Raw genomic sequence first — 25,138 nt, 5'->3', positions numbered from 1 at the left:
TCCGTACCGGGCCGCACGGCCACCCCGGCTGTGCCCGGGCAGTCGACTTTTCCTTCCGTCCCGGTCGAACGGCGCTTCGGCATTCGGGTCAGCATGATGTCAGAGGCCGAGGGGGCCGATCAAGTGCGAACCGGCGCGTTCCGCGGCCGGGCGAGGGAGGACATCATGGGCATTCAGCATCCAAAATATAAGGTCGCCGTGGTTCAGGCAGCACCGGCCTGGCTCGATCTCGATGCGTCGATCGCCAAATCGATTGCACTGATCGAAGAGGCGGCCGCCAACGGCGCCAAGCTGATCGCCTTCCCGGAGGCGTTCATCCCCGGCTATCCCTGGTACATCTGGCTGGACTCGCCGGCCTGGGCGATCGGTCGTGGCTTCGTGCAGCGCTATTTCGACAATTCGCTGGCCTATGACAGCCCGCAGGCCGAGAAGCTGCGGCTCGCGGTGAAGAAGGCCGGCCTCACCGCTGTGCTCGGCCTGTCCGAGCGGGAGGGCGGCAGCCTCTATCTGGCGCAGTGGCTGATTGGTCCGGACGGCGAGACCATCGCAAAACGGCGCAAGCTGCGTCCGACCCATGCCGAGCGCACCGTCTATGGCGAGGGGGACGGCAGCGATCTGGCGGTGCATGACCGCCCCGGCATCGGCCGGCTCGGTGCGCTGTGCTGCTGGGAGCATCTGCAGCCGCTGTCGAAATACGCGATGTATGCCCAGAACGAGCAGGTCCATATTGCGGCCTGGCCGAGCTTCTCGCTGTACGACCCCTTCGCGCCGGCGCTCGGCTGGGAGGTCAACAACGCAGCTTCCCGCGTCTATGCCGTCGAAGGCTCGTGCTTCGTGCTGGCGCCGTGCGCGACGGTGTCGAAGGCGATGATCGACGAGCTCTGCGACCGCGACGACAAGCATGGCTTGCTGCATGTCGGCGGCGGACACGCCGCGATCTACGGTCCGGACGGTTCTTCGATCGCGGAGAAATTGCCGCCCGAGCAGGAAGGACTGCTCTACGCCGATATCGATCTCGGCGCGATCGGGATTGCGAAAAATGCCGCCGATCCGGCCGGGCACTATTCGCGGCCCGACGTGACGCGGCTCTTGCTGAACAAGAAGCCGTCGAAGCGGGTCGAGCATTTTGCGCTGCCGGTCGACAATGTCGAGCCGGAGATCGACGCGGCCGCAAGCTGACACATCAGCAAATTTGATCCGGAGGCTGCCATGGAATCCGCCATTCCATCTCATCTGCAGACCGCGCGTTCGCGCCACCGCCGCGTGCCCGACGATTATGCGCCGCCATATCCGTCCTTCGTCGCGCGGCACAAGCCCGCGGTGAAGCGTGTGATCATGGCCTATTTCGGCGTCCAGGTTCGCGGCGCTGCCACGCCGGCAGTGGCTGCGGCGCTGGCCGAGATCGCCGCACGCTTTGCGGCCGACAACGGTCCCACGCATTGGGATCGCGCCGAATATGTCGATCAGGCCGGCTTCACCAACGTCGTCTCGGTCGCTTATTGGGACGATGCCGCGCGCTTCGACGCCTGGTTCTCGTCCGCGCGCGAGGGCTGGACCGGCGGGCAGGGGAGCGGCGTCGGCCGCTTCATCGAGGTGCTGCGCCCGCATGTCGAGCGCTACGAGACGCTGTTCTCATCGCCCGACCGTGCCGAAGGCGTCGCTGTTCTCGCCGACGCCATGAGCGGGGAAGTGCAGGAGCACGCCTATTGGGGCGGCATGCGCGACCGCATCCCGCTGTCGCAGACCGACGCGATGGCACCGGGCGGCGAGCCGCGCGCGATCCGAGAGGGCGGGCGCATCCGAATTGTCGCGCATGACAATCTCTGCCTGATCCGCTCCGGCCAGGACTGGAGCGACACCGAAGCGTCCGAGCGCAGGATGTATCTCGACGATGTCGAGCCGGTGCTGCGCGAGGGCATGGACTTCCTGCGCGACGACGGCTTGGCCGTCGGCTGCTACGCCAACCGCTACATGCGCGTGGTCGATGCGACTGGGAAGCCGAACGAAAAATCCTACGGCCAGAGCTGGTGGAAGAGCCTTGCCGCCCTCGAGCGCTGGGCGGAGTCGCATCCGACGCATGTGAAGATTTTCGGTGCGGCGATGAAGTATCTGTCGACGCTCGGGCCGAGCGCGAAGCTCAGGCTGTATCACGAGGTGACGGTAGCTGCGGCGGACGAGCAGTTCTTTGAGTACAGAGACTGTCATCCGAAGACCGGGATGCTCGCCGGCGTCAGCTTGTAGTTCGGTCGCGCGGCGAGTTTGGCTGCACCCTCTCCCCCTGTGGCGCGGGAAGACGCCGGGCATCGGCTGCAAGTTGCCGACGTAACGGTTGACCAGGCGGAAGAGCGCGAGGATGGCGGCTTGGTCAACGCCTTCCGCCTTATCGCACGGCTCACGCATCCAGGCATCGTGCTATTCGTGGGACCGCCACCAAATCGGGCTTTCCTATACGGCTATCACTGGCCTGCCGTCCTGCGCATTCAAGGCAAGCTGAAGATTACGCTTCGTTAGCATCAGCCTTCCGTCTGTCGAAAAACCTTCTTTGACGATATCGGTGTAGGAAGCAGCATGAATAATATCCTCGCCTTCGCTAAACAGAACGAACGATATATAGGGCTCGCCGTTTTCGTGGATCATCAGTCGATGAATATTTTGCCAGCCGTCGCGCTGCAAATTTCCGGTGAGCGCGCGACGAACGCCGTTGGTCAGAATATCGACGAGTTCGAGACCATACTGCGTTTGGGCAGAAAACGTAACGTCCTTGAGCAGTAGCTTTAGCGAAGTGCCTGCTTCGCCCTTCTCGTCCACAGAATTGAACTTTTCGTAGAACGTGTAATCGACGTTAAAGCCCTCGGGCAGCATCCAGGCCGGCCGTCTCTTTGACATACTCGCAAGCGCGCCTTGCGCGTAGTGCGCCCACCACTCCTCCCATCTGGTGACCTTGGTCGGCTCTTTCCCGTCAACAATCCACGAAAATGAGCCAAGCTCATATGGCTTCCTTTGCGCGAAGAACGTCGTTGCCCGACTGATAACTCGGTGCAGCACATTGAATGTCGTGAGCGCTTGCAGAAAAAGATTTAGCGGGGCTTGCAAGATATATTCGCTGGCCGCTTGGACCTCTGGACGAACGTCCTCTCTAAAATTAGCTACCTTGGCCAGCATTTCCTCGCCGAGCTTCCGCTTATAATCGCGGACAGCAGCTTCTTGATGCAAACCGAGATCGAGCGCCGTAATCTCAAACAGTGCTTCATTGCGCATTAGAAGCGTAACGACTTTGTCTACCTGCTTTTCGCTAAGGAGCCTTCCTTTCACTTCTCCGTTTTCTTTCGGTAACCCGTCCCGAAATTTCGCATACTTCTTTTCGATCTTGCCCATCATCACGTCTGGGATCACCAACGCCCCAACAACGCTGACGGAATTGGCCTGAAACCCGCTAAATGTTCCGCTCTCGTCGATGAAAATGCGCATGTTATCTCCGCACGTCTCTCGGTTTTGGACCCCGAGAAGGTATGGCCAGCAGGCTTTATGCTCCTCGCCTCCAAAGGCAGATGCCATCGATGCGGGGATCGAATCTGCCTGGCAAGTCGTCGCGGAAACCAACCAAGCTGACGTCGCTTTGCACAATATTCCGGAGCTGAGCTTTCCAGTGATCTCCTTCGCAGACGAAGTCAGCGAAGGCCCAGTCATGATCCTTTATCTTTGGTCGTAGTTCTACTGCGAAGTCATGATCGCTGTCTGCGCGCGCCGTGCGTCTTGCTCGACTGCCGAACAGCCAAAGCGCGGCTACAGCATCAGTGTGCGCGGCCCATTCTGCCAACCGGCGGGCTATTTCGTCATCAATCATGAAGCGCTTTTTAATGAAGAAACGTTGCCCTCCCAAAGCGCGCCATGGATCGCTGCTTCCAGCGATTTCATGAGGGGCTCGCCTTCTTTCGCCAGAGCGTCGCGCGCGACCGTCAACCTCGGTATTACGTGTTCAGAACTGTTGATCTCGTGCTCGACGAGTGCCTTCCAGATGAGGTCGGATATCTTGTCAAATTTTTCCTTCATGTCGCTCGGCATGAATATTCCATTTTTTAGCACATAAACGTGTTGCTCCCTACACGCCGCGCGTGCCTCACTGGCTCGGTGAAAGAATACAGCTTTGATGTAGTAGTCGGCCTTTTTCGCCGTGGCCTTGATCTCGTCACGCTGCCACTTCGCGAGGAAGCTACCTTCAAGGAATTCATCAAGTTGGGGCCCGGTCATCCGGTCTAGGTCAGGATACTGCTGAAGGGCAGTAATGAGCGCCGAGACTTGGTTCTTGCATTCGACCAACAAAGCCCACGCGGTTGGTACCACCTCGAATTCACGTTGGTGTAACTTCGTGGTTCGATCAAACAAGGAGTTGATTTTGAAACGCAGGTTCTCCATTTCGACTTGCTGGGCATGTTTGAATTGTTCGAGCCTCTGATTGAACTTAGAGGTCAACCATTTATCCGCCAAGTAACGCAATGGTCCAAGGATTAGAGCAGCGGCTCCGCCGCCTGCGAGCACGGCAACTCCAACCGCTTTCAATAGAACGTCCAACAGGTCCATTTGCTTACGAAACCCCGCAATGCGCCCCACGAATCACGAGCGATTACGGTAGAACAATGCAGGGTAGCAATGCGAGCGCCGGGACGCTTGTCCCGACTAATTACAGGGACTGAGCCCGCCGCTAGTGCAAACAAGCTCTTAGTCCGACGCAACGACTACATGCACCCGCACTCTGGGATGGTGCCAGTACCGAGCCGGAGGGGTCGATTGACTGCCGGGCATTGATCACGTGTAGATCCTTCTGCACCGTGAACAGCCCAATCGGCGTACCGTCAGTATTCAGCTCTATAAAGACGTGAGCGCCCATTCGGTCGGCGAAGGCAAGGGCTCTGTTTCCGGCGCCAGGCGAGATGCCGATCCGCGCGTATTGACCGTCGCTCTGATTGGTGTCGGGCGAGGTGGTGATGAAGATCTTTTCGCTGAAGCCATCGATTTTGCACTTCATCACATCGGCGCGCAAAAGACTGGGGGCAAGCGTTTGAGCGCCGGTAAAGCAAATAACTAGCGTTAGAAGAACTGCATGCTTCATTTAGTTTGGTCCGACATTGAGGTTGGAAGCGTTTTGCGGCAACCCAACTAGGTTCAGTCTTCCATGAACTGCCGGATTAGGGAGCGGAACTCCTGCTCCGATTTGCAGGGCGAGTTCTGCACGTCGCAGTTGAGGGGGCCAAAGCTGCCGTAGACCTTGTTGTCGTTCACATCGACTAGCGTGAGCAGTTTGTAGGACTTGCTCGCGCCCGCGTCCTTCATGGTCATCGTGTTTTCTTCGAGCATGAAGCAACGGTTCAGCCGGACGTTATAATGGTTCTCGAACTGTTCGAGCCCTTTCCGCTCACCGACCGGGAAATCTTTCTCGAATATCTGCTCAGCCCGTTTACCGCACCGCTCTTGCAGTTCGTAGATTTCCTTGCGATTTTGCGCCTGCGCCGAATTGGCCATCGCCCATGTAGCGATGACAACGAGAGAAATAAATCGCCCCATATAGCCCCCGGCCCGCTATTTGAGCATATCGTTATAGTGGTCATCCAAATTGCATACAACCAAATCAGGGCTTTTGGATATTCAAAGACGCTGCGTTAGACGTGGGTTCGACGAAGCCTGTTTGCCTCGGATGCCTGGCGCCATATCGCCGGGGTGCGCCAGGGACACCAGAAGGACAGCTCTTACAGCTTTCATCGAAAAATCAATTGGTTAGATAGATCCCCCCTCTCCCACAAGGGGAGAAGGGAGGCGGGCGCTAAGCCACGCGCTCGCGCAGACCTTTGGCAATCTCCTTCTGCGCATCGAACTCGCGGCGCAGGCGCGTCAGCTCCTCCGGGCTGAGCGCGTCGGCGTTGGAGTAGTCGCGCTTCCAGGAATGATCCTCGCTCCAGCGCAGCGGTGACTGCACCGTGGTCTGCGGCCCCACTGCGGATTCCAGCACGCGCAGCGCAAGCTCCAGCGTGAGCGCCTGTGACGCCACATCATGCGGCTTGCCGGCGGAATTTCCGAGCGGGAAGTCGGAGAACAGCAAGCGCGGCACGGCGGCGTGCTCGGCGATGTCCTTGGCGCAGCCCATCACGACGGTGGAGATGCCGTTCGCTTCGAGATGCCGCGCGACCAGGCTGACAGTCTGGTGGCAGACCGGGCAGTTCGGCACCAGCACCGCGGCATCGACACCGTCGGCGCGGCAGCGCGCCAAAATCTCCGGCGCGTCGGTGTCGATGGTGACGCGGTGGCTGCGGTTGGTCGGCGCGCCGAAGAAGCGGGGGCCAAGGCTGCCGATCCGGCCCTCCTGTTCCAGCCGCTTCAACTGCGCGAGGGGAAACCAGGTGCCGCTGTCTCTTGCAGACGTGTGCACGCGGTCGTAGGCGATGTGGGAGATGCGCACATCATGCGGCTGCGACGTGTCGCCGTCATAGACCGCATAGAATTTTGCGCCGCCATTGTATTTCGCGCCGGGGCCCTGGTCGCCCTTGGCGGGATCGAAGGGGGCGGCGGTGGTGATCAGCGCGACGCGCGCATCGCTGAGCGGCTTTGCCAAGGGCTGAAAAGGTGCAGAGGTATAATGCGCCCAGCGATAGGGCGTGGTGTAGCCGATCGCCGCGTAGTAATCGCGGGTGCGCTTCATGTAGCCGATCGGCGCGTCGTCGTCGGGCGCGAAACCGAGCTGGTCGTCGGAAGGTGCGGCCATTTTGCGCTCCCATTTGCGCGGCATGTTTCATGGTATAGCTAGACGAGGGGTTTTCGGTGTCAAGCGCGGCGGCGCGGAGACGGAACTGCAATGCGGACAGGCCTCTGCGCCGGAGTGGGGATGCTCGCGCTGCTGACCGCCTCGGTCCATGCCGAGGATGCGCCGCCTGATATGACCGGCATCGCCCGGCCGAGCGTCGAGGAGCTCTGGATCTCGCAAGCAAAGCCCGCCGATCAGGAACGCGAGAGCGACACGCGCGAGGCGATGTGCCTGATGATCGAGTCGGCGGCGCGCGCCAACGATCTGCCGCTCGAATTCTTCGCCCGCGTGATCTGGCAGGAGAGCCGCTTCCAGGCCGACGCGGTCGGGCCGGTGACGCGCAACGGCCAGCGCGCGCAGGGCATCGCGCAGTTCATGCCGGGGACAGCGAATGAGCGCGGGCTGCTCGATCCCTTTAATCCCGTGCAGGCGCTGCCGAAGTCCGCTGAATTCCTGAGCGAGCTGCGCAGCCAGTTCGGCAATCTCGGGCTTGCCGCCGCGGCTTACAATGCCGGCCCGAAGCGGATCCAGGATTGGCTCGCCGGCTCAGGATACATGCCGGCGGAAACGCGCAACTATGTCTACGCGATCACCGGCTCCAGCGTCGACGATTGGGCCCGCGCGGGCAACAGCGGCAAGATGCCGGCGCGGGCGCCGACGACGAGCTGCCGCGAGCTGATGGCGCTCTTGAAGCGCGCGCCGAATCCGTTCGTCACCGAGCTCGAGCAGCACATCACGCTGTCGGCGGCGAAAGTCTGGGGCGTGCAGCTCGCCGCCGGCTTCAGCCGCGACAAGGCACTCGCGATGTATGCCCGTGCCATGAAGCGGCTCTCGGCCGTGATCGGTGACCAGGACCCGAGCCTCCTGAGCTCGCGCCTGCGCACCCGCGGCAGCGCGACCTTCTACCAGGTCCGCATCGGCGCCGACTCGCGCCCCGAGGCCGACGGACTATGCGGCCGCATCCGCAAAGCCGGCGGCGCGTGCTTCGTGCTCAAGAACCGGGCGTGATCGCGTAGCCCGGATGGAGCGCAGCGAAATCCGGGACAGCCTATCCGCGGACGCACTTCCCCGGATTACGCTTCGCTCCATCCGGGCTACGAAGCGAAGCGCATAGCCGCCATTCGCTTGACCCCGCATCCCACGAGCCCTAATCCGCGCATATTGCTTAAACCTCCCGGGCTGCCCGTGGCGCTTCCTCCGCTCGATTCTCCGCAATGGCATCATTCGTTCCGCGCCTTCCTGTGGGGTGCGCGGTCGATTACGGCGACGGTGCTGACGCTGGTGCTATTTGCGACCTATCTCGGCATCGGCGCGCTGGCGCATGATTCCGGCTTCTCGCTTCTGTGGACGCTGGTGAGCACGGCGTTCGTCTGGGCCGGGCCGGCGCAGATCATCGTGATCACGACGCTCGGCTCGGGCGCGACCATCCTGCAATCGGCGATCGCGGTCACCGTGAGTGCGATCCGGCTGTTTCCGATGGTGGTGTCCGTGCTGCCGATGATGCGGACGGAGCAGACAAAACGGCGGCATCTCATCCTGGTCGCGCATCTCACCGCGGTGACGCTGTGGGTCGAATGCTTTCGCTTTCTGCCGCAGGTGCCGCGCGAGCGGCGGATCGCCTTCATCCACGGCCTTGGCTGCGGCCTCGTCTGCGTCTGCCTGATCGCCAACACGATCGGCTACGCGCTGGCGGCCAATCTCTCGCAGCTGCTCGGCGCCGGCATCCTGATGTTGACGCCGCTGGCGTTCCTGTTCTCCACCGCGCGCAATTGCCGCGAGCTTGCCGACGTCATCGCGCTGGTGCTCGGGCTGTTGCTGTTTCCTGTCGCCTCGCTGCTCAACAGCGGCGTCGATATCCTGGTCAGCGGCGTCGTTGCCGGCACCATCGCTTATGGCGTGCATCGGGCGAGGGCGGGCGCATGAGCAGCTTCATCGGCGATTGGCATGCGCTGCTGGTCCTGCTCGTCGCGGGCGTGCTCCCGAACCAGATCTGGCGCATGCTCGGCCTGTGGTTCGGCGGCGGCATCGACGAAGGCTCCGAGCTCCTGGTCTGGGTGAGGGCGGTTGCGACCGCGATCCTCGCCGGCGTCATCGCGCAGATCGTGGTGCAGCCGCCGAGCGCGCTCGCGAGCGTGCCGGACTGGCTGCGTTATGGCGCCGTGGTCGCGGGCTTCGCCGTGTTCCTGCTGTCACGCAAGTCGATCTTTGCCGGCGTGATCGCCGGTGAAATCGTGCTGTTATCAGGCAAATACTGGCTCGGCTGATTGCGGCCTTGGTGCAATCGGGTACTGTCGGCGTTCAGACATTGGACATTCCTGGACTCAAGACATGGTACGTGAAATGGAATTGCGGCAAGGCGAGGTTGCGGTGGATGCGCCGGCCGCGCGCGATGCAGGGCTCGTCTTCATCGGCCGGATCCGCACGCCCTGGACCTCGCGGCTGGAGACGCCGCGGCAGGGGCGGCATGACGGCCCGGTGTGCCGGCTGGAAATTTTCGAGCCCTGGGTCGCCGCGATCAAGGGCGTCGATTTCTACAGCAATCTCGAAGTGCTGTACTGGCTGCACGCCTCGCGCCGCGACATCGTGCTGCAGAGCCCGAAGAACAACGGCAACACCCGCGGCACCTTCTCGCTGCGCTCACCGGTGCGGCCGAACCCGATCGGCACCTCGATCGTGAAGCTGGTCGGCGTCGAGGGCAACGTGATCCTGGTCCGCGGGCTCGACTGCCTCGACGAGACGCCGCTGCTCGACGTCAAGCCGGATCGTTGCGAGTTCACGCCGCTGGCCCCGCCGCAGCCGGGGGATTTCGAGACAGAGTAGGGCATGTAGCCCGGATGGAGCGCAGCGAAATCCGGGGCAGACTATCCGAGGATAGACTTTCCCGGATTGCGCTGCGCTCCATCCGGGCTACGAAGATTTCCTACCCCAACGCCGCGATCAACTTCGTCGCGTTGTCCTCGAGCACCTTCACCTCTTCCTTCCGGCTTGCGGGCGGCAGCAGCGCGACGCCGTCCTTGCGCGGCATCACGTGCATGTGGAGGTGGAACACGACCTGGCCGCCGGCGGGCTCGTTGAACTGCTGCACGGTGATGCCGTCGGCGTTGAACGCCGTCATCGCGGCGGCTGCGATCTTGTGGGCGGCGCGCGCGACATGGGCGTAGTCGTCCGCCGTGATGTCGAGGATGTTGCGGGCAGGGGCCTTCGGGATCACCAGCGTATGGCCCGGCGAGCGCGGCATGATGTCGAGGAAGGCGAGCACGTGCTCGTTCTCATAGACCTTGTGGCTCGGGAATTCGCCGCGCAGGATTTTAGCGAAGGGGTTGTTGCTGTCGTAAGCGGCGGGCATGGCGGCGGCTCCTCGGATCAAGTTTCTGATTTGGTAGCAGAAAGCTCAAGCTTCGTCGCCGCTCTTGCGGAACGGACCGGCCTCGGCAAGCTCGCGGCCGACCTCGGCGACATAGGCGCGCTCGCGCTTGAGGTAATCGGCGATCGCACGGCGCAGGCCGGGATCGGCGATGAAATGCGCGGAATACGTCGTCTGCGGCAGATATCCGCGCGCCAGCTTGTGCTCGCCCTGCGCGCCGGCTTCCACCACCTGCAAGCCGCGCTGGATCGCAAAATCGATTGCCTGATAGTAGCAGACCTCGAAATGCAGGAAATTGTGGTGCTCGACGGCACCCCAGTTGCGGCCGAATAGCGTGTCCGAGCCGATGAAGTTGATGGCGCCCGCGATCCAGCGCCCGTTGCGCCTGGCCATGACAAGCAGCACGTCGCGGCTCATGCTCTCGCCGATCAGCGAGAAGAATTTTCGGGTGAGGTACGGCCGGCCCCATTTGCGCGAGCCGGTCTCCATGTAGAAATCGAAGAACGCATCCCACGCATCCTCGGTGATGTCAGGGCCGGTCAGCCAGTGGATGGTGATGCCGGCCGCCACCGCCTCGCGCCGCTCGCGCTTGATCGCCTTGCGGTGGCGCGAGTTCAGCGAGCCAAGGAAATCGTCGAACGTCTTGAAGCCGGCATTGTGCCAGTGGAACTGCTGGTCGGTCCGCTGCAGGAAGCCGTGCTCGCCGAGGAACTTTGCCTCACCCTCGCGGGCAAAGGTGACGTGCACGGAGGAGGCCTCGGTCGCGTTGCAGAGCGCGCGCAGGCCGGCCGCCAGCGCCGACCCGATCTGGTCGCGGTCGACGCCGTCGCGGATCAACAGGCGCGGACCGGTGGCGGGCGTGAAGGGCACGGAAACCTGCAGCTTCGGATAGTAGCTGCCGCCGGCGCGGTGATAGGCCTCGGCCCAGCCGCGGTCGAACACGTACTCGCCCTGCGAATGCGATTTCAGATAACAGGGCACGACGCCGACGATCCTGTCGTCGAGCTTGGCGATCAGATGCCGCGGCCCCCAGCCGGTGCGCGCGCAGGCCGAACCGGAGGCCTCGGCGGCCGCGAAAAACGCATGGGACACGAACGGGTTATAGGCCGGTTTTGAAGCCGTCCGACAATCAGCTGCCGGCACGGATGAAGCCAGTGTATCCAGAGTCTCAAGACTGTCCGGATCGGGGCGCGGATTGGCGCAGGCATCCCAGTCCGCGGCCGGGATGTCCTTGATGTCTGGAACAGCTTCGAGAGTGATTTCGGAAGACGCCATCGAGAGTCGCGACCGGTCCCTTGCGAGCAGCCACCGCGCATGGCGACCGACCCCTTCCAAGATCGTGCATCGCAGCGACGACTTCAAGGCCGCAAGGGACATGTCAGGTTCCCGGAACAAACCCCTCAAAAATCATCTGATCGGCGTATTGGGCCGCCCGCTCGCGCTGCTCCGGCGTGCGCACGGTCCAGGTCAGGAGCGAGCAGCCAAAGACGTTGCGGGCGATCCAGGGGGCCGGCGACGGCAGCTGGTTGACCCAGTAGGCCACGAAATGCGGCTCGGTGCGAAAGCCGTGGCGCAGATAGAGCATGCTGTCGCGCTGCGCCGGCGTCAGGCGGTCCCAATGGCCGTCGTCATAGCTGCGCTGGGCGACGATGCCGCGGGTCAAATTTGGCATGAACTCGCGCAGCGCCACCACCTGGTCGGGGTCGAAGGACATCCCGACCACAGGCCCGGAATAGCCGGCGAGCACGTCAGCCATCCGGCGGACCAGCTTGCGGTCGCCGCCAAATTGGCTCTTCACCTCGATGACCAGCGGCACCCGGCCGGCTGTGAGGTCGCAGAGGTCGCCGAGCGTCATCATCTGCTCACCCGTCGCCTTGAACTTCACGGCCTTCAGCTCGGCCGCGGTCTTGGTCAAGAGCGCGCCGGAGCCTTCGGTGAGGCGGCCGAGCGCATCGTCGTGATGCACCATCGCCTCGCCGTCGGAGGTGAGCTGGATATCGCATTCGATCGCGAAATTGCCGGCGACCGCGGCGTGCGCTGCGGCCGGCATGTTCTCCATCACGCCGCGCGCGGCGTCATGCAGGCCGCGATGGGCGACCGGCCGCGCCGTCAACCAGTCAGGGGCACGCATCGACGTCAGGCGACCTCGAACACGCCTTCGACCTCGACCGCGGCATCCGCCGGCAGCGAGGCGACGCCGACGGTGGTGCGGGCGTGGCGGCCCTTGTCGCCGAAGGCCAAAACCATCAGGTCGGAGGCGCCGTTCATCACCTTCGGCCCGTCGAGGAAGTCGGGCGCCGAATTGATGAAGCCGCCGAGCCGGACCACGCGCACCACCTTGTCGAGGTCGCCGAGCGCGGCCTTGATCTGCGCCAGCACGTTGATCGCGCAGCCGCGTGCGGCCGCGGTGCCTTGCTCGACGGTGACGCCGGCGCCGCACTTGCCCTTGGCGATCAGCTTGCCCTCGGCGTTGAAGCAGATCTGGCCGGAGACGAACAGCAGATTTCCGGTGCGGACGAAGCCGACATAGTTTGCGACCGGGGAGGCGGGTTCGGGGAGAGTGATGCCCTGTGCCGCCAGCTTCTGTTCGACCGTACCCGCCATTGTTTTTGTCCCCGGTTGGAATTGAGTGCAGCCTGCAACGCGCTGAGGCCGCGCTTTGTTTCGCGCATCGCCTTAACAGTTGCAAGCGAGCGGACGGGGTACGGGTGGACAGAGGATTCACTGCGTCTCCGGTGATGGGGGCACCGGCGCTGGACTCCCTCTCCCGCTTGCGGGGGAGGGTGGGGTGGGGGTGTCTCCACATCGGGATTCCCAATGCGGAGACACCCCCACCCGCCAGGCTCTTCGAGCCCGTCGGCCTCCCCCGCAAGCGGGAGAGGCGAAGAGAAGCCAGCGGATGGCGATAAATCCCCGCATTCCCGGGACGATCCGTCCAATTTTTGTGAAATTTGCCCCAGTTGCGGCGCAATAGACCGGTCTCTATTGTGGCGAATCGTAGCTCGTTTAGGGAAAAAACATGGTCCTGCCGCTCCGCAATGCCTCCCGTGCCCTGGTGCTGAGTTTTGCCGCCGCCGCGGGATCGGGCTTCGCCGGCGCACCAGCCTTTGCTGCGGCGAGCGGACCGTTCCTGTCGCATCAGGCGCTCTACGATCTCAGCCTGCTGAAGTCGCGCGGCAACAACGCGATCAACAATGCGCGCGGCCGCATCCTCTACAATTTCTCCGGCAGCAGCTGCGAGGGCTACACATCCGAATTCCGCCAGGTCTCCGAGCTCGACTCCGGCGAGGGCAAGACGACGCTGTCCGACCTGCGCTCGACGTCGTGGGAGGACGGCGCGGGAAAAAGCTATCGCTTCAAGATCGACACCCGCATGAATGACACGGATTCCTCGCCGGTCGATGGCATCGCCGAGCGGGTCGGCAACCACATCACCGTGAAGCTGAAGGAGCCGGTGAAGAAGACCTTCGATCTCGACGGCAGCATCGTGTTTCCGACCGAGCAGATCCAGCACATCATCGCCGCCGCCCGCGCCGGCAAATCGGTGCTGGAGCTGACCGTCTATGACGGCTCCGACAATGGCGAGAAGGTCTACAACACGCTGTCGGTGATCGGTCAGCCGATCCCCGGCGACCGCGCAGCCTCGTCGCCCGATCCGTCGACCACCAACGACGTGATGAAAACGATGACCCGCTGGCCGGTAACCGTCAGCTATTACGACCGCGACGCGCGCGCCAGGGACGGCGAGCAGACGCCGGTCTACGCGATGTCGTTCGAGCTCTACGAAAACGGTGTCTCCCGCGCGCTCGTGCTCGATTACAACGATTTCGTGATCTCGGGCGCGATGGGCAAGTTCGACGTCAAGGACAGCAAGCCCTGCAAGTAGCTGCGAGGCGAGTGCTCGGTTCACCTCTCCCGGAGGGAGAGGTCGAATTGCGAAGCAATTCGGGTGAGGGCGTCAGGTCTATCGTGAGACCGTAACCCCTCACCCGGCGCTACGCGCCGACCTCTCCCAAGGGAGAGGTGAACTTCCGATGCGGCTCCAGCTCAATCTCATCACGCTCTGGCGCCGCGCCATTCGCTCGGAGCAATGTACGGCTGGCCGAGACCGCCGGACCCGGATAGGCTTCCCTGAACAACAACACGTCAGGGAGGCGTACCATGCCCAAGCTCAATCATCTCCGCCCCAGCGGCCTGCATCACAACCCGGCTTATTCCCACGTCGTCGTCGCCCAGGGCGCCCGCACGATCTATATCTCGGGACAGGTCTCGACCGACGAGGAGGGCCGGGTGGTCGGCCCCGGCGACATCGCCGCGCAGACGACGCAGGTGATGACCAACCTCGGCCTTGCGCTCAAATCCGCCGGCGCGAGCTATTCCAACATCGTCAAGATCACGACCTTCGTCGTCGACTACAAGCCGGAGCTCCGCCCGATCATCGGCAAGGCCCGCTCGGCGTTTTTCGAAGGCATGGAGCCGCCGGCCAGCACGCTGGTCGGCGTGACCGCGCTCGCCGCGCCGGAGTGGATGATCGAGATCGAGGCGGTGGCGGTGGTGGATTGATCCATAATCGCGCCTAAATTGAACTGATATACTCAAAGAAGCAATCGCGCGTTGCGACAACTCGCCTCGCACCCGTAGGGGGCGATGCGAGCGCGGATATCGTGAGGGGTACATGAGAGCCGTCGGTCACGCCGTCGCTGTATTTTGTTTCATCGCGACGGGATTTATTGCGGGGGTTTCCAAAGCCGAAGAGCCGGCGATGGACGAGGCAAAGCTTAAAGCCGTTCAAATTGCGCGAGCCTACGTGGCAACCCGTTTTCCTGACTTCGATCTCGCAGGAAGGGCGCCGCTGATCAGAAGCGCGATCGCGGCGGATTACAGGGCAGATTTCAGTGGTAGGCCCGTAGCAGAGTTCGCTTGGCCGCCAAGCGTCGGAAGCACGCACGAGACTTGGACGGTGGAGTACCCGTTGCCGGAGGGATGGCTCGGCGGCGGGCCGGTGGTGATCATTGACAAGAGAAAGCTCACGGTCTTGCACGCCTATAGTACTCAATGAGGCGAGAGGCCAAACTGTTCCAAGATTGCCATGAAACACAAAGCACTAAGCAGCGAGCATTTTTTGAACTGTCATGTGCGATGGGAGAAGTTTCGCAATCGTGACCTTACTCGCGGCGAGCAGACTTCGAAATGGAATGAGACTCAATGTGAGTCTTGCGCGTACTATGTTCCACTCGTAGGCAAATTCAGTGAAGACTATGGCGCTTGTACCAATGGAATTTCGCCGTTTGACGGGAGGATCATGTTCGAGCACGACGGATGTGGCGAACATTCCTTGAGCGACCATTTCCTTCAATTTTCGATATCATACAAGAATGGCGACCCATAGACCGAATACGCCCGCGTAATCGGCTCCATTACGTGACAGTCATTACGGTGCACTTTATTTGCGTTGCTGAAGCCCGCCGCGGTCGTCCCGGAAGTCTCATGGCCGCGATTGATGGCGCAGTTGTCGTAGTCGCTAGGGGATTTTGCCCGCTCACTGCTGACAGGACGCTGTCAGCAGCGCTTCGGTACCAAGCGCCGAACGCAGCAAGGACACCTGCTCAAGGAGATCAAATATGAAATTCGCGTCCACGCGCCTGATCGCGCGTGATATCAAGGCCGTGGTTGGGTTTTACGAAAAGCTGACCGACCGAGCATTTCGGTGACAGCACATTTAATTAATAGAACCCATTGCAACGAGGTCGCCCTGCAAGGGCCGTCTACACTGTGCGTTTTGCCGGCGTGATCTATATCCTTCATGCCTTCCAAAAGAAGTCCAGGAAGGGCATTCCGAAGAACGAAATCGATTTGATCCAATCGCGCCTGCGTGATGCGGAGCACCACTACAAGGAGCGAATGGGAAAAGGAGAGCGCAAGCCATGACGAAGCGCAAGATTGAGGCTCATGAAGGCAGCGGCAACGTGTTCGCCGACCTCGGCTTGAAGGATGCCGACGGATTGGCCGTCAAGGCCGATATCCTGATCGAGCTGCGCAGGCTCATCAAGGAGCGTGGTTTGACACAAGTGAAGGCGGCGAAGATCGTCGGAGTTTCACAACCCGACCTGTCGCGTCTTCTTCGTGGTGGCGGCTTCGGCGACTACTCGACCGAGCGACTGTTGAAGATGCTGACCGCATTCGACCGCGACATTGAGATCGTGGTGCGGCCGCATCGCAAAGCCGGCAAACGCGCGCGCATCAGGCTCACGGTCGCTGCCGCTTGATGTGCGACCGACCTGCCTGTCCGGTTACCGCGGTCGAATGGGACAGGGCCGCCGTCAGACATCGCTATTTCAACGGCAGAAACACCTCCGCCACCGTTTCGTGCTCAGCCACCTCCGGGAAGAAGCTCAGCCGCTGGCAATAGATCGGGAAGTCACGGGCTTCCTCGCCGCTGGCCGGAAGCCAGTCGCGATAGAGGTAGAGGGCGGCGGGTTCCAGATTGTCGGTGTAGCCGACGACGCGTAGCACCGCGCAGCGGCCGCCTGGGATTTCGCCGGCCTTGACCTGCTCGCCGTTAGCCTCGATCGGCTGGTCGGTCCCGACGCAAAGGTCGATGCAATAATCAGCCTGCTGCGCAGGGCGCCCCTCGGAATGCCAGACGTTGAACGTCGGACTTGTCCTGGGGGGCAGGTTAGCTGCCTTGCGCCACGCGATGAAGCGCTGGATGGTGGCGCCGAGCGTCGCCGGGTCGCCCCGGTGCTCCATGATCGCCACCGGCGTTGGGGGCACATCGCGGATCGTCACGTCGTCAATGGTAAAAGTCTTCTGCATCAGCTTGCTCCTCGCGTTGTCGAGAGGTCCGAAGGCCGCGAGCCACGGCTTCCAGTCGGGAGACTTCCGGAACGATGACGGTGATTGCCCAAAGCGCTGCCGAAAAGCGCGGGCGAAGGCATCCGGTGCATCGTAACCGGCATCCATCGCTATGTCCGTGACGCTTTGGGCGTCCATGTAAGCCAGCCGGTGCGAAGCGCGCTTCATACGGGCAAGCTGGATATAGCGATGCACGGACAGCCCGAAGGTCGCCGTAAACTGCCGGTGGAAATGAAATTTTGAGAAGGCCGCGATGCGGCTCACCGTTTCCAGGTCCAGATCCCTGTCGAGATGCCGGTCGATATGGTCCAGCACCCGCTGCATCCGGGCATGGTAGTCTTGCAGCGCCGCCTTCATCGTTCCGTTCTCCGTGGCAGCGCCAGCTAAGCGCAGTTGAGACGCGACACGCTCGACTGATCTTGCGGTCTTGTCGGGATTTGCGGACGTTGCCCATAGCTGGCCGGAACGGAAGCCCTTGCACTATGGATCAACGCCAATTGTTCGAAGCCGCTTCGCGCCGATGAAGGTTCGATACTCGGCAAGCGCGAGGAATCGCGCCAACGGCCAGATCACCGGTTCCGACTGCTTTTTTGCTCAGGTGAATGGCATGGTCCCCGCCGAGGTATAGCGCGATATGCGCTCCCCAGGGATTCTGAGTCCGATTGAAAAGCAAAAGGTCGAGTGGCCTCAACTCGTCTGACACCAAACAGGTCTCGTTGCTATCCTCCCACAGGTCGCTCGATCGGAATGGAAATATTTCAAATCCGAAATGCCTGAGCAGGGCGTACGCGAAATTCTGGCAGTTGGGGCTGTCGGAAATGCTGGGCAGCGTCGGCGTGTCCGGATCGTGGTTTGGGTCGTACCGAATTCGCCAGAACTGCTCCGGGATCATGTCCGCCGAGATGCTCTTCATCATCTTGAACCTTCTGCGGCGAGGCCCCGCTCGCCGCCGTCGCCCGTGGAGGGCACGAACATGGCAGTGCCGGCGCCTGGATGATTCTTGGGACGCCGAAACGGTCTCCGTCAGTCTACCTCCAAAGGATGAGGAGGTGTTACTCCACTCGCTTCCTTCACAGGATGTGCCCAAACTGCGAGTCTGGGAGACGGCTGCAGGTTTTGCGGGATGCCTTATGGATTCCTCGAAACCATGCGCAGGTTCGCCGGGCACGACCCCACGGCCAAACGCGACACGATGGGGATGCGGTCATCGGCGAGACGAGATCGGAAGGCGCGGCGGATGTACCCGAGTCTGATGATCCTGAAGGGCCCCGACGTGTCACGGCGTCGGGGCTCTTTGGTCAGTGGCCATCCTGACCGCCCGGTCCATCTGACCTGGTTGCATGAACTGGCCGATAGACCCCAGCGATCAAATGCATCGCGTTTCGGTGACACTGCACTATTGCAATGGGGCGTTCCGCAAGTCTCTCGACGGTGATTCAAGCGCGCCATAAGCGCCGAGACTGCCGAGCAGGTTCGCGAAGTATTGGTTCGGATCAACCGAGAAGTCGGACGGCAGGATGCCGTAGTTGCGAAGATCTCGGTCGACCTTGTCCCAGCCGGCCGACGCAGCCAGATCGAACGCCTGGAGACCTTTTTCAATGCGCTCGGCGGTGTCGGAGAAACTGGAAAAGACGAGGGGCGTGGGACGCGGAAGGTAAGCGAAGGAAATCCGCGGCCTCAGGGCCATCGCTTTAATGGCGGGCCAATCGAACTCGGCAAACGCCTTTTCGACGGCAGGTCCGACAATGGTCGCCTGCTCCCACAAAAAGAACGCCTCGAACAGCGAGCGGCGCTCGCGATCGGACAAGGTTCGTCCCGCGCGGCGCGCTGCGTGGCACCGTGCCATCTGGCTCAGGAGATCAGAGGGGATCAGTCGTTCTGCTGCGGGCAGGAGAGAATCTGAGCTGCTGAGATGGTAGATGAAATATGTTTCGACACAGACGCGCCGATTGATGTCGCGGAAGTCGTTGGCGAACCTGGTGAGACGCTGCATCAATTCCCGACGACGGCGCTGGTTGCCCGCAGCGGCATGGGCCCATGCGAGGATCGAGCCCACGCGCATTCCGGATCGGAAGTAACCGCTCGCCCAAAGCGCTCCATGCGCTGCGAGCAACGGAAAGCAATGATTGGCTTCGGAGTGCTGGTACAGATGATGGTAGACGCTCGCGCGCTGAGCGAGGTCGCCGAGTCCTCCTGCCAGCGAGGTGGCTTCCTGTCGCAGTGCTGCGACCGCATTTTCGATGTCCGTCGAGGCGCAATTCATGGTTGCGAATAATGGAGGCGTCCCGTTATCGCGCGATGAAGGAGGCGGTCTTGCTTGGAGCGTGGTGAAGGCTCTGTAAACGCTCAAGGACTCCTGGACACCAAATATCCATTCAGGTAAATAAATACCGTCGATCCCGATTGTTGATCTGCTCGTGTGGGTCGACCGTTGAATATTCCGCTTTACACGAACTTCCGAATATGCTAACAATGGCCCGTCTCACCCACCGAGGGGCGTTGCGCAATGTCACGAACGCGGGTCGAGACGCGGTGGACGCCGAACGTGCGATAGATGTGCGCATGCGAGGCGTACGGTGAAGTCGTGTGGGCCTGCCGCCCCGATGTTGGTGGCAAGTCAGCGAAAGGTCCAAAGCCGATCGCGGATGATGGTGGCACAAAAGCAGAGTCTCACCAGGGCGAGCACGTATAAGCCGTAAAGCCATCGCGCAGGGAAGGCCGGCGTGCCTCCGCTGCTCTGTATGCCCGTGTGCGCAACTTCCTACCCATTGCGCACGGGACCTCGGGTGCAGCGTGCACCCGGCTTTCCCTGCGCCCTCTTTCAGGAAAGAGGGCGGAACGAGAGGAAAAACTCGGACAAATCACGTCGCGAGAATGCGAAGATGCGTCCTCATATTCGTTGTCACCTTGACTGGGCTGTTTGATAAGTGAATCGGCCGTGTACTGCGTCATTGCGAAGAATGCAGCGCCGACGCGACCTTACGAGCTATTCCAGCAGCGCTCGGACGCACGAGGCAGCCCGCAAATACTCCCAAGATGGCAGCACCGGCGAGCCAATGATCCCATTGGGGCTCAGCATGCCCCATGGCTTTGAGAAGCACCCTGTATGTGATCAAAAACAGCACCGCGGCAAAGACAAATCGTCGCCAAAACTCCCGGACCAACGAGAAAAGCATTCCGAACACAAATCCAACCAGCATGGCCGGCCAATAGGTCGTCAACCACTCTACCATGGCGTCCTTCGCGGCTAGTCCTCTTCAGGCTTCTCCGGCCCATCAAACGCAATCCCCCGGATCACCGCGGCATTGCCGAATTTCTTGCGCAAACTATCCATCGCGCGCTCGGCGTGTGCCGAGCGGCGATCGAGCATGTCGGCATCGTTGGCTTGCGAGCCCGGCCGCAGCGCGCTGACGCCGGCGCCCATCAGGCGGAAGGCGGTGCCGTCGATCTCCTTGGTCAGCATCTCGCGGGTCACGGCAAAGATCTTCGCGGCGAGCTGCGTCGGCGTCTGGATCGATTGCGAGCGGGTGCGCTGGCGGAAGTCGGCGGTCTTCAGCTTCAGCGTGATGGTGCAGCCGGACAGCTCGCTGGTCTTCAGCCGCGCCGAGGTCTTCTCGCATAGACGCCACAGGATTTTTTCCAGCGTCGCGAAATCGCGGACATCCGTCTCGAACGTGGTCTCGCTGGAAATCGTCTTGGCGCCGCGATCGGGCACGACGAGGCGATCGTCGATGCCGCGCGCCAGCCGCCACAGCCGGCGGCCTTCGCCGGCAAACTGCTTCATCAAATCGGTCTCGTCGGCGCGCTGCAGATCGGCGATCAGGCGGAAGCCGCGCTGCACCAGCTTCTCCTGCGTCGCGGGGCCGACGCCGTAGATGAAGCCGACCGGCTTGTCGGCCAGCATCTCGCGGGCTTCCTCCTGGTCGAGCGCGGCAAAGCCGCGGGGCTTGTCGAGGTCGGAGGCGATCTTGGCCAGGAACTTGTTGCAGGAGAGGCCGACCGAGACGGTGATGCCGATGTCGCGCTCGACGTCGCGCGCGAACTTCGCGAGCACCTTGGCCGGGATCATGCCGTGGACGCGCTGGGTGCCGGCAAGATCGAGGAAGGCTTCATCAATGGACAATGGCTCGACCAGCGGAGTCAGCGCCTGCATCGCGTGCCGCACCTCGCGGCCGACCCGGACGTACTTCGCCATGTCGGGTCCGATCACGACCGCATTCGGGCAGAGGTCCAACGCCCTGAACATCGGCATCGCCGAGCGCACGCCATAGGTGCGGGCGATGTAGCAGGCGGCCGAGACCACGCCGCGCTTGCCGCCGCCGATGATCACGGGCTTGTCGGCGATCTCCGGATTGTCGCGCTTCTCGACGGTGGCATAGAACGCGTCGCAGTCGATATGGGCCAAGGTCAGCGCGGGCAGGGTGCGGTGACGCACCAGCCGCGGCGAGCCGCAGTGGCTGCAACGTTTGACCTTGATGTCGAGATTGCCAAGGCAATCCCGGCAGAAACAGAGGGGGCCGTCGAAAGCTGCCGCTGCCGTGGTCACGGCACGTCGCGCTCCCATTTCGGGTCACGCAGGACCTGGTGGGCGGCGGCGATGTTGGTCGGGTGCAGCTCGGAGACCTTGGCAAACGCCTGCACGGTGGCGTCGTCCCGCATCACAAAATCGAGTACGCTGGCCAGGAACTCGGGGTTCGATGCGGCATTGCGCAGCGTCTCCGGACCGATTCCCGACTCAGCCAGGAAAAGGCCCAGCCGCTCGGGCTCGCCGGCGATGAAGCTCAGTGCCTGAATCGCAACGATTTCAGCGACTTCCCGGGGGTTGTGAACAGGCTTTTTCAAAGGGCCAATTTGCCTTTCCGTTAACTTATGGTCTCTATTGAGAAGCCCATCATGCCCGAGTCTTGGAAGCGTGTTCAAGCAAACGCAAACCACGCTTCGGAAAGTGGACCTCGGGTTTAACGGGTTAGAGCGAATCTGGCGCTAGTTTGATTTCACATGTCGACGCGCCCCAAGCGTGGTGCCGGATGCACCGTCGCCGGGCCCGTCTCCTGGATTAGGGAGGGACGGGATGGCCAAAACCGTCCTGATCGTGGAGGACAACGAGCTCAATATGAAGCTCTTTCGCGATCTGTTGGAAGCGCACGGCTATCAGACCTCCGGCACCAGCAACGGTTTCGAGGCGCTCGACCTCGTCCGCAAGCTGCGGCCCGATCTGATCCTGATGGACATCCAGCTACCGCAGGTCTCCGGCCTCGAAGTCACGCGCTGGATCAAGGACGATCCGGAGCTGCGAGCGATCCCCGTGGTGGCCGTGACGGCCTTTGCCATGAAGGGCGACGAAGAACGCATCCGCGAGGGCGGCTGTGAAGCCTATTTGTCCAAGCCGATCTCGGTCGGCAAATTCATTGAGACTGTCCGACGCTTTATCGGATAGGGGAGTACCGTTTCATGTCCGCGCGCATTCTCGTCGTCGATGACGTTCCGGCGAACGTCAAGCTTCTGGAAGCCCGCCTGTCGGCCGAATATTTCGACGTGCTGACCGCATCCAATGGGGCCGAAGCGCTCGAGATCTGCTCCCGCGCGGAATGCGACATCATCCTGCTCGACGTCATGATGCCCGACATGGACGGGTTTGAGGTCTGCCGCCGGCTGAAGTCGAATCCGGCGACGCATTTCATTCCGGTCGTGATCGTCACCGCGCTGGACAGCCCGTCCGATCGGGTGCGCGGCCTGGAGGCCGGCGCCGACGATTTCCTGACAAAACCAGTCTCCGACGTCGTGCTGATCGCGCGGGTGCGCTCGCTGACCCGGCTGAAGATGATGACCGATGAGCTGCGCATGCGCGCCATCACCTCGCTCGAGATCGGCATGCAGGCGCCCGAGCGCAGCGCCATCGCCGACAAGGGCATGGGCGGCCGCATCCTGCTGGTCGACGACCGTCCGGCGTCCTACGAGAAGCTTGGGCCGATCCTGTCGGCCGAACACACCGTTGATGTCGAGACCAATCCGTCGGAGGCGCTGTTCCATGCCGCCGAGGGCAATTACGATCTGCTGATCGTCTCGCTCAGCCTCGACAATTACGACGGCTTGCGGCTGTGCAGCCAGGCCCGCTCGCTGGAGCGCACCCGCCAGGTGCCGATCCTCGCCATCTCCGATGCCGACAACAACGCGCGGCTGATGCGCGGGCTCGAGATCGGCGTCAACGATTACCTCTTGCGCCCGGTCGACAAGAACGAGCTCTTGGCGCGCGCCCGCACCCAGATCCGCCGCCGCCGCTACACCGACCATCTGCGCGACAATGTGCAGAACTCGATCGAGATGGCGATCACGGACGCGCTGACGGGTCTGCACAATCGCCGTTACATGGAGAGCCATCTGGCGACGCTCGCTGAGCAGGCCTCGCTGCGCGGCAAGCCGCTCGCGCTGATGATCCTCGACATCGACTTCTTCAAGTCGATCAACGACACCTACGGCCACGACGCCGGCGACGACGTGTTGCGCGAATTCGCGGTGCGGATCCGCAAGTCGATCCGCGGCATTGATCTCGCCTGCCGCTATGGCGGCGAGGAGTTCGTGATCGTGATGCCCGAAACAGATCTCCACGTCGCCGGCATGGTGGCCGAGCGGTTGCGGCGCTCGATCGCGGGCGAGACCTTTGCGATCGACAAGGGCTCCAAGCGGATCGAGGTCACGATCTCGATCGGGCTGACGACCTTGGAGCGCAAGGGCGAGCCGGTCGGCGACGTGCTCAAGCGCGCCGACACTGCGCTCTATCGCGCCAAGCACGACGGCCGCAACCGCGTGGTCTCCGCCGCGGCTTAGGAGCCGCGCTTGATGGCATCGTAAGCCATCCGTTTGAACTCGAACGAGAACGGATGGGTGAACGCCATCTGCCGCTGTGCCATCATCACGCCGGCCATGTTGTGCCGTGGCGAGATCCACCATTGCGTGCCCGCGACGCCACCCCAATAGAGCTCACCGGCTGCATCGGGATGGTCGACCGCCGACGGCGTCTGGATGATGCCGCCGGCGAGGCCATGCACCTTGCCGGGCTGCTCGCCGAGCAGCGCGAAGCGGATCCATTGTCCCGCCGGCAGCTGGTTGGTCATCATCTGCGTGATCGTCTCGGGCTTCAGCAGCATCTTGCCGCCAGGCAAGAGGCTGCGGATCAGCGCGACCATGTCGGGCATGGTCGACACCAGCCCGCCACCGCCGTTGAGCCGCGCGATGGGCTTGAGATAGGCGCCGGGGAAGGGCGCGTTGTCGGTGCGGGTGAGGCCCGGCTTCATCGGCTCCATCAGATCGGCGCCGGCGTAGTAGGCGACCAGCCGCTTGTGATCCTTTTCCGGCACGACAAAGCCGGTATCGACCATGCCGAGCGGATCGAAGATGCGCGCCTTGATGAAATTGTCGAAGCGCTGGCCGCTGACCACTTCCACCAGCCGCGCGACGACGTCGATCGCGAGCGAATACTCCCACGATGTGCCCGGCTGATAGATCAGCGGCAGGTCGGCCAGCACGTCGACCATCTGTGCCAGCGTCGTATTCGGATTGTGCACGCCGCGCTCGTTGAGCGCCTTGAAGATCATCGTGCCCGGATCGAAGAAGCCATAGCTCAGGCCGGAGCTGTGGCTCAGCAGCTGACGGATGGTGATCGAGCTCTTCGCCAGATCGGTCTCGTCGAGTGACGTGGCGCCCGGCCGCAGCACCTTCCGATTACCGAGCTGCGGGATGAATTTTTCGATTGCGTCATCGAGCCCGAGCTTGCCTTCCTCGAACAGCAGCAGCGCGGCGCAGGAGGTGACGAGCTTGGTGTTGGAGAAAATCCGGAAGATGTGATCCGGCCGCAGCTCGACCTGCGCCTCCTTGTCGGCCCAGCCGACGCAGCTGACATCGACGAGCTCGCGGCCGACCATGACGGCGGAGGAGATGCCCGACAGCAGATTGTTGTCGATGTAACGCTGCATGGCCGCGCGCGCCGGCGCGAAATCGTAGCCGGTGCGGGTCACTTTCAGATCTTCCATGGTCGCTCCCTCGTCGCATCGCTGGCCGGCAATCTCGTGTGACGGAATATGCGCGGCGCTGTCGATGCTACCAACCAAACGGCGCGCGTGGACGCAACCGGA

General features: G+C 62.3%; 31 protein-coding genes. 14 read left to right on the top strand and 17 right to left on the bottom strand.

Going from position 1 to position 25,138, the window contains the following annotated elements:
- The first annotated feature begins 165 nt into the window (after window positions 1–165).
- Window positions 166–1,179, top strand: coding sequence for a carbon-nitrogen hydrolase family protein (locus tag JQ604_RS11100; protein ID WP_212356678.1), 1,014 nt, complete (start codon window positions 166–168; stop codon window positions 1,177–1,179).
- A gap of 30 nt (window positions 1,180–1,209) precedes the next feature.
- Complete coding sequence (locus JQ604_RS11095; RefSeq protein ID WP_212356675.1) at window positions 1,210–2,241, top strand: phenylacetaldoxime dehydratase family protein; 1,032 nt, start codon at window positions 1,210–1,212, stop codon at window positions 2,239–2,241.
- Window positions 2,242–2,445: 204 nt separating this feature from the next.
- Here the strand turns inward: JQ604_RS11095 and JQ604_RS11090 are convergent, their stop codons facing one another.
- From JQ604_RS11090 to JQ604_RS11065, 6 genes are all read right to left on the bottom strand, one after another.
- Window positions 2,446–3,468 carry a hypothetical protein gene (locus JQ604_RS11090; RefSeq protein ID WP_212356672.1) on the bottom strand — a complete coding sequence of 341 codons (1,023 nt, stop codon included), beginning with the start codon at window positions 3,466–3,468 and terminating at the stop codon, window positions 2,446–2,448.
- A gap of 55 nt (window positions 3,469–3,523) precedes the next feature.
- The gene (locus JQ604_RS11085; protein ID WP_212356668.1) at window positions 3,524–3,844 is read right to left on the bottom strand and encodes a nucleotidyltransferase family protein; all 321 of its coding nucleotides are present in this window, start codon (window positions 3,842–3,844) and stop codon (window positions 3,524–3,526) included.
- Window positions 3,841–4,578, bottom strand: coding sequence for a hypothetical protein (locus tag JQ604_RS11080; RefSeq protein ID WP_212356666.1), 738 nt, complete (start codon window positions 4,576–4,578; stop codon window positions 3,841–3,843). Before JQ604_RS11080 ends, JQ604_RS11085 begins: the two co-directional genes overlap by 4 nt.
- Before the next feature lie 121 nt (window positions 4,579–4,699).
- Window positions 4,700–5,107, bottom strand: coding sequence for a hypothetical protein (locus JQ604_RS11075; RefSeq protein ID WP_249158181.1), 408 nt, complete (start codon window positions 5,105–5,107; stop codon window positions 4,700–4,702).
- Window positions 5,108–5,160: 53 nt separating this feature from the next.
- Window positions 5,161–5,559 carry a hypothetical protein gene (locus JQ604_RS11070; protein ID WP_212356663.1) on the bottom strand — a complete coding sequence of 133 codons (399 nt, stop codon included), beginning with the start codon at window positions 5,557–5,559 and terminating at the stop codon, window positions 5,161–5,163.
- Between the two features lie 256 nt (window positions 5,560–5,815).
- Window positions 5,816–6,751 (bottom strand): glycine/sarcosine/betaine reductase selenoprotein B family protein, encoded by a 936-nt coding sequence (locus tag JQ604_RS11065; RefSeq protein WP_212356660.1) that lies wholly within the window; start codon window positions 6,749–6,751, stop codon window positions 5,816–5,818.
- A 120-nt stretch (window positions 6,752–6,871) separates the two neighbouring features.
- Here JQ604_RS11065 and JQ604_RS11060 point away from each other — a divergent pair, with 120 nt between their 5' ends.
- The 4 genes from JQ604_RS11060 (at window position 6,872) to tsaA (ending at window position 9,610) form a co-directional block, all read left to right on the top strand.
- The gene (locus tag JQ604_RS11060) at window positions 6,872–7,798 is read left to right on the top strand and encodes a lytic transglycosylase domain-containing protein (RefSeq protein WP_249158180.1); all 927 of its coding nucleotides are present in this window, start codon (window positions 6,872–6,874) and stop codon (window positions 7,796–7,798) included.
- 177 nt (window positions 7,799–7,975) lie between these two features.
- Window positions 7,976–8,713 (top strand): AzlC family ABC transporter permease, encoded by a 738-nt coding sequence (locus JQ604_RS11055; protein WP_212356654.1) that lies wholly within the window; start codon window positions 7,976–7,978, stop codon window positions 8,711–8,713.
- Window positions 8,710–9,054, top strand: coding sequence for an AzlD domain-containing protein (locus JQ604_RS11050; RefSeq protein WP_212356651.1), 345 nt, complete (start codon window positions 8,710–8,712; stop codon window positions 9,052–9,054). Before JQ604_RS11055 ends, JQ604_RS11050 begins: the two co-directional genes overlap by 4 nt.
- Before the next feature lie 64 nt (window positions 9,055–9,118).
- The gene (gene tsaA, locus JQ604_RS11045; RefSeq protein WP_212356649.1) at window positions 9,119–9,610 is read left to right on the top strand and encodes a tRNA (N6-threonylcarbamoyladenosine(37)-N6)-methyltransferase TrmO; all 492 of its coding nucleotides are present in this window, start codon (window positions 9,119–9,121) and stop codon (window positions 9,608–9,610) included.
- 100 nt (window positions 9,611–9,710) lie between these two features.
- Here the strand turns inward: tsaA and JQ604_RS11040 are convergent, their stop codons facing one another.
- The 4 genes from JQ604_RS11040 to JQ604_RS11025 form a co-directional block, all read right to left on the bottom strand.
- On the bottom strand, window positions 9,711–10,136 hold the full coding sequence (locus tag JQ604_RS11040) for an HIT domain-containing protein (protein ID WP_212356647.1): 426 nt from the start codon (window positions 10,134–10,136) through the stop codon (window positions 9,711–9,713).
- Between the two features lie 45 nt (window positions 10,137–10,181).
- Complete coding sequence (locus tag JQ604_RS11035; protein WP_212356633.1) at window positions 10,182–11,429, bottom strand: GNAT family N-acetyltransferase; 1,248 nt, start codon at window positions 11,427–11,429, stop codon at window positions 10,182–10,184.
- 103 nt (window positions 11,430–11,532) lie between these two features.
- Window positions 11,533–12,285, bottom strand: a complete 753-nt coding sequence (locus JQ604_RS11030; RefSeq protein WP_212356630.1) for a glycerophosphodiester phosphodiesterase — start codon at window positions 12,283–12,285, stop codon at window positions 11,533–11,535.
- A gap of 5 nt (window positions 12,286–12,290) precedes the next feature.
- Window positions 12,291–12,758 carry a RidA family protein gene (locus JQ604_RS11025; protein WP_212356627.1) on the bottom strand — a complete coding sequence of 156 codons (468 nt, stop codon included), beginning with the start codon at window positions 12,756–12,758 and terminating at the stop codon, window positions 12,291–12,293.
- Between the two features lie 415 nt (window positions 12,759–13,173).
- Here JQ604_RS11025 and JQ604_RS11020 point away from each other — a divergent pair, with 415 nt between their 5' ends.
- The 6 genes from JQ604_RS11020 to JQ604_RS10990 all read left to right on the top strand — a co-directional run bounded on the left by JQ604_RS11020 (window position 13,174) and on the right by JQ604_RS10990 (window position 16,420).
- On the top strand, window positions 13,174–14,040 hold the full coding sequence (locus JQ604_RS11020) for a cell envelope integrity EipB family protein (protein ID WP_212356624.1): 867 nt from the start codon (window positions 13,174–13,176) through the stop codon (window positions 14,038–14,040).
- Between the two features lie 275 nt (window positions 14,041–14,315).
- The gene (locus tag JQ604_RS11015; RefSeq protein ID WP_212356621.1) at window positions 14,316–14,717 is read left to right on the top strand and encodes a RidA family protein; all 402 of its coding nucleotides are present in this window, start codon (window positions 14,316–14,318) and stop codon (window positions 14,715–14,717) included.
- A 112-nt stretch (window positions 14,718–14,829) separates the two neighbouring features.
- A complete protein-coding gene (locus tag JQ604_RS11010; protein ID WP_212356618.1) occupies window positions 14,830–15,213 on the top strand; it encodes a hypothetical protein in 384 nt (127 codons plus the stop codon).
- A gap of 30 nt (window positions 15,214–15,243) precedes the next feature.
- Window positions 15,244–15,543, top strand: a complete 300-nt coding sequence (locus JQ604_RS42135) for a DUF3027 domain-containing protein (protein WP_212356615.1) — start codon at window positions 15,244–15,246, stop codon at window positions 15,541–15,543.
- A 347-nt stretch (window positions 15,544–15,890) separates the two neighbouring features.
- Window positions 15,891–16,082: a type II toxin-antitoxin system RelE/ParE family toxin gene (locus tag JQ604_RS10995; RefSeq protein WP_212356612.1), complete on the top strand. Its 192-nt coding sequence runs from the start codon at window positions 15,891–15,893 to the stop codon at window positions 16,080–16,082.
- The gene (locus JQ604_RS10990; RefSeq protein WP_212356609.1) at window positions 16,079–16,420 is read left to right on the top strand and encodes a helix-turn-helix domain-containing protein; all 342 of its coding nucleotides are present in this window, start codon (window positions 16,079–16,081) and stop codon (window positions 16,418–16,420) included. Before JQ604_RS10995 ends, JQ604_RS10990 begins: the two co-directional genes overlap by 4 nt.
- Window positions 16,421–16,484: 64 nt before the next feature.
- Here the strand turns inward: JQ604_RS10990 and JQ604_RS10985 are convergent, their stop codons facing one another.
- The 6 genes from JQ604_RS10985 to JQ604_RS10960 all read right to left on the bottom strand — a co-directional run bounded on the left by JQ604_RS10985 (window position 16,485) and on the right by JQ604_RS10960 (window position 21,851).
- Window positions 16,485–17,366 carry an AraC family transcriptional regulator gene (locus JQ604_RS10985; RefSeq protein WP_212356606.1) on the bottom strand — a complete coding sequence of 294 codons (882 nt, stop codon included), beginning with the start codon at window positions 17,364–17,366 and terminating at the stop codon, window positions 16,485–16,487.
- 130 nt (window positions 17,367–17,496) lie between these two features.
- Window positions 17,497–17,925: an NlpC/P60 family protein gene (locus tag JQ604_RS10980; RefSeq protein WP_212356604.1), complete on the bottom strand. Its 429-nt coding sequence runs from the start codon at window positions 17,923–17,925 to the stop codon at window positions 17,497–17,499.
- Between the two features lie 480 nt (window positions 17,926–18,405).
- Window positions 18,406–19,359 (bottom strand): hypothetical protein, encoded by a 954-nt coding sequence (locus tag JQ604_RS10975; protein WP_212356601.1) that lies wholly within the window; start codon window positions 19,357–19,359, stop codon window positions 18,406–18,408.
- 598 nt (window positions 19,360–19,957) lie between these two features.
- Window positions 19,958–20,242, bottom strand: coding sequence for a hypothetical protein (locus JQ604_RS10970; protein ID WP_212356598.1), 285 nt, complete (start codon window positions 20,240–20,242; stop codon window positions 19,958–19,960).
- A 14-nt stretch (window positions 20,243–20,256) separates the two neighbouring features.
- Window positions 20,257–21,573, bottom strand: coding sequence for a DNA polymerase IV (locus tag JQ604_RS10965; RefSeq protein WP_212356595.1), 1,317 nt, complete (start codon window positions 21,571–21,573; stop codon window positions 20,257–20,259).
- Window positions 21,552–21,851 carry a DUF3572 domain-containing protein gene (locus JQ604_RS10960; protein WP_212356593.1) on the bottom strand — a complete coding sequence of 100 codons (300 nt, stop codon included), beginning with the start codon at window positions 21,849–21,851 and terminating at the stop codon, window positions 21,552–21,554. Before JQ604_RS10960 ends, JQ604_RS10965 begins: the two co-directional genes overlap by 22 nt.
- 229 nt (window positions 21,852–22,080) lie before the next feature.
- Here JQ604_RS10960 and JQ604_RS10955 point away from each other — a divergent pair, with 229 nt between their 5' ends.
- Both JQ604_RS10955 and JQ604_RS10950 read left to right on the top strand, forming a co-directional pair.
- Window positions 22,081–22,446 (top strand): response regulator, encoded by a 366-nt coding sequence (locus tag JQ604_RS10955; protein ID WP_027538546.1) that lies wholly within the window; start codon window positions 22,081–22,083, stop codon window positions 22,444–22,446.
- 14 nt (window positions 22,447–22,460) lie between these two features.
- Entirely contained in the window at window positions 22,461–23,834 is a 1,374-nt protein-coding gene (locus tag JQ604_RS10950; protein ID WP_212356590.1) for a PleD family two-component system response regulator, read from the top strand.
- Here JQ604_RS10950 and JQ604_RS10945 read toward each other — a convergent pair.
- Window positions 23,831–25,036 carry a serine hydrolase domain-containing protein gene (locus tag JQ604_RS10945; RefSeq protein WP_249158179.1) on the bottom strand — a complete coding sequence of 402 codons (1,206 nt, stop codon included), beginning with the start codon at window positions 25,034–25,036 and terminating at the stop codon, window positions 23,831–23,833. The two genes, JQ604_RS10950 and JQ604_RS10945, sit on opposite strands and share 4 nt — an antisense overlap.
- Window positions 25,037–25,138 lie beyond the last annotated feature (102 nt).

The organism is Bradyrhizobium jicamae (genome assembly GCF_018130695.1).
In the GTDB taxonomy this organism is placed as follows: domain Bacteria; phylum Pseudomonadota; class Alphaproteobacteria; order Rhizobiales; family Xanthobacteraceae; genus Bradyrhizobium; species Bradyrhizobium jicamae_B.
The sequence above is the reverse complement of the archived record's forward strand: the minus strand, read 5'-3'. Positions and strand labels throughout refer to the sequence as shown.

Coding starts and splice junctions, on each gene's coding strand:
- JQ604_RS11070 (WP_212356663.1), bottom strand. CDS start 5,559: ATGGGGCGATTTATTTCTCTCGTTGTCATCGCTACATGGGCGATGGCC.
- JQ604_RS10955 (WP_027538546.1), top strand. CDS start 22,081: ATGGCCAAAACCGTCCTGATCGTGGAGGACAACGAGCTCAATATGAAG.
- JQ604_RS10980 (WP_212356604.1), bottom strand. CDS start 17,925: ATGATGAAGAGCATCTCGGCGGACATGATCCCGGAGCAGTTCTGGCGA.
- JQ604_RS11080 (WP_212356666.1), bottom strand. CDS start 4,578: ATGGACCTGTTGGACGTTCTATTGAAAGCGGTTGGAGTTGCCGTGCTC.
- JQ604_RS11040 (WP_212356647.1), bottom strand. CDS start 10,136: ATGCCCGCCGCTTACGACAGCAACAACCCCTTCGCTAAAATCCTGCGC.
- JQ604_RS11030 (WP_212356630.1), bottom strand. CDS start 12,285: ATGCGTGCCCCTGACTGGTTGACGGCGCGGCCGGTCGCCCATCGCGGC.
- JQ604_RS11085 (WP_212356668.1), bottom strand. CDS start 3,844: ATGATTGATGACGAAATAGCCCGCCGGTTGGCAGAATGGGCCGCGCAC.
- JQ604_RS11020 (WP_212356624.1), top strand. CDS start 13,174: ATGGTCCTGCCGCTCCGCAATGCCTCCCGTGCCCTGGTGCTGAGTTTT.
- JQ604_RS10950 (WP_212356590.1), top strand. CDS start 22,461: ATGTCCGCGCGCATTCTCGTCGTCGATGACGTTCCGGCGAACGTCAAG.
- JQ604_RS11095 (WP_212356675.1), top strand. CDS start 1,210: ATGGAATCCGCCATTCCATCTCATCTGCAGACCGCGCGTTCGCGCCAC.
- JQ604_RS10970 (WP_212356598.1), bottom strand. CDS start 20,242: ATGGTAGAGTGGTTGACGACCTATTGGCCGGCCATGCTGGTTGGATTT.
- JQ604_RS10965 (WP_212356595.1), bottom strand. CDS start 21,573: ATGGGAGCGCGACGTGCCGTGACCACGGCAGCGGCAGCTTTCGACGGC.
- JQ604_RS11065 (WP_212356660.1), bottom strand. CDS start 6,751: ATGGCCGCACCTTCCGACGACCAGCTCGGTTTCGCGCCCGACGACGAC.
- JQ604_RS11010 (WP_212356618.1), top strand. CDS start 14,830: ATGAGAGCCGTCGGTCACGCCGTCGCTGTATTTTGTTTCATCGCGACG.
- JQ604_RS11075 (WP_249158181.1), bottom strand. CDS start 5,107: ATGAAGCATGCAGTTCTTCTAACGCTAGTTATTTGCTTTACCGGCGCT.
- JQ604_RS11035 (WP_212356633.1), bottom strand. CDS start 11,429: ATGGCGTCTTCCGAAATCACTCTCGAAGCTGTTCCAGACATCAAGGAC.
- tsaA (WP_212356649.1), top strand. CDS start 9,119: ATGGTACGTGAAATGGAATTGCGGCAAGGCGAGGTTGCGGTGGATGCG.
- JQ604_RS42135 (WP_212356615.1), top strand. CDS start 15,244: ATGAAACACAAAGCACTAAGCAGCGAGCATTTTTTGAACTGTCATGTG.
- JQ604_RS11015 (WP_212356621.1), top strand. CDS start 14,316: ATGCCCAAGCTCAATCATCTCCGCCCCAGCGGCCTGCATCACAACCCG.
- JQ604_RS11025 (WP_212356627.1), bottom strand. CDS start 12,758: ATGGCGGGTACGGTCGAACAGAAGCTGGCGGCACAGGGCATCACTCTC.
- JQ604_RS11050 (WP_212356651.1), top strand. CDS start 8,710: ATGAGCAGCTTCATCGGCGATTGGCATGCGCTGCTGGTCCTGCTCGTC.
- JQ604_RS11090 (WP_212356672.1), bottom strand. CDS start 3,468: ATGCGCATTTTCATCGACGAGAGCGGAACATTTAGCGGGTTTCAGGCC.
- JQ604_RS10985 (WP_212356606.1), bottom strand. CDS start 17,366: ATGAAGGCGGCGCTGCAAGACTACCATGCCCGGATGCAGCGGGTGCTG.
- JQ604_RS10990 (WP_212356609.1), top strand. CDS start 16,079: ATGACGAAGCGCAAGATTGAGGCTCATGAAGGCAGCGGCAACGTGTTC.
- JQ604_RS10945 (WP_249158179.1), bottom strand. CDS start 25,036: ATGGAAGATCTGAAAGTGACCCGCACCGGCTACGATTTCGCGCCGGCG.
- JQ604_RS11100 (WP_212356678.1), top strand. CDS start 166: ATGGGCATTCAGCATCCAAAATATAAGGTCGCCGTGGTTCAGGCAGCA.
- JQ604_RS11060 (WP_249158180.1), top strand. CDS start 6,872: ATGCTCGCGCTGCTGACCGCCTCGGTCCATGCCGAGGATGCGCCGCCT.